Source organism: Micromonospora sp. BL1 (assembly GCF_003667485.1).
Lineage (GTDB): Bacteria > Actinomycetota > Actinomycetes > Mycobacteriales > Micromonosporaceae > Micromonospora > Micromonospora tulbaghiae.
The window spans coordinates 1-1,163 of sequence record NZ_RCVK01000138.1 but is presented as its reverse complement, the minus strand read 5'-3'; the positions used below and the strand labels follow the sequence as shown (position 1 = coordinate 1,163).

At 72.1% G+C, this 1,163-nt stretch carries 2 protein-coding genes; both read right to left on the bottom strand.

Annotation, left to right across the window (positions count from 1 at the left end):
- Positions 1-534: GNAT family N-acetyltransferase (locus EAD96_RS03210; RefSeq protein WP_121683211.1), on the bottom strand; the 534-nt coding region annotated here is incomplete at its 3' end.
- On the bottom strand, positions 519-1,163 hold a 645-nt coding region (locus tag EAD96_RS03205; protein ID WP_121683210.1), incomplete at its 5' end, for a TSUP family transporter. The genes EAD96_RS03205 and EAD96_RS03210, both read right to left, overlap by 16 nt.

The following is a 1,163-nucleotide window of genomic DNA, read 5'->3' as shown; positions in this document are numbered from 1 at the left end:
CAGCCGGCCACGCTCCCGAACCCCCACGTACTGGCCCGTCTCCAGCATCCGCGCGTCGAACCAGTTCCCCGGATACGCCACCGCGTACAACCCGGAAAGCTCCGCCGCGTCCGCCGGCCCCAACGGCTCACCCACCGCCGGCACCGCCGCCAGCCGGCCCGGATCCGTCAACGCCATCCGGTGATGCGCCGCCGCCTCCGACACCACGAACCAGCGCGACAGCACCGCCTCCAGACCGGGGGACAGGTGCGCCCACATCCGCGCCGGCAACACCGGCGCCGCCTCCGCCACCAGCGCGGCCAGATCCGCCACCCGATCCGGCGCCGCGAACGCCAGCAACGTCGGCAACTCCACCCCGTGATACAGCAACACCACCTGGTCGCCACGCCGGAACCACGACGTGTACGGCCAGAAGAAATCGTCCAGATCACCCAACTGGTACGCGTGCAACACCGGATCCCCGCCCAGCAGACCCGCCAGCACCGCCCGGTCGTGCTCCGCCCGCACCGCCACCGCGATCAGCCCGCCATCCACTGGTCGTAACCCAACCGGGCCACCAGCGCCAGCACCACCACCAGCAGCACCACCCGCACGAATCCGGCACCACGCCGCAACGCCATCCGCGCGCCCACCGCAGCCCCCACCACGTTGCACACCGCCATCGCCGCACCGAGCGCCCACCACACGTGCCCGGTCAACCCGAACACCACCAGCGCACCCAGATTCGTGCCCGCGTTCACGACCTTCGCCATCGCCGACGCGTGCACGAAATCCGAACCCAGAATCGCCGTGAACGCCAGCACCAGGAACGTGCCCGTACCCGGCCCGATCAACCCGTCGTACAGGGCGATACCCAGACCGGCCACCGCCACCGCCACCATCACCCGCGCCGGAGTCCGCCGCTGCGGCGACGCCACCACACCCAGCGACGGCCGCGCCAGCACGAACACCGCCACCGCCACCAGCACCACCAGCACCACCGGCCGGTACGCGCTACCCGGCACCGCACCCGCCAACGCCGCACCCAACCCCGCCGTCAGCACCGCCAACCCAGCCGCCGGACCCGCCACCGCCCAGTCCAGCTTCGTCCGCCGCGCGTACGTCACCGCCGCCGTCGACGTACCGAAGATCGCCGCCAGCTTGTTCGTGCCCAACGCCGTCGC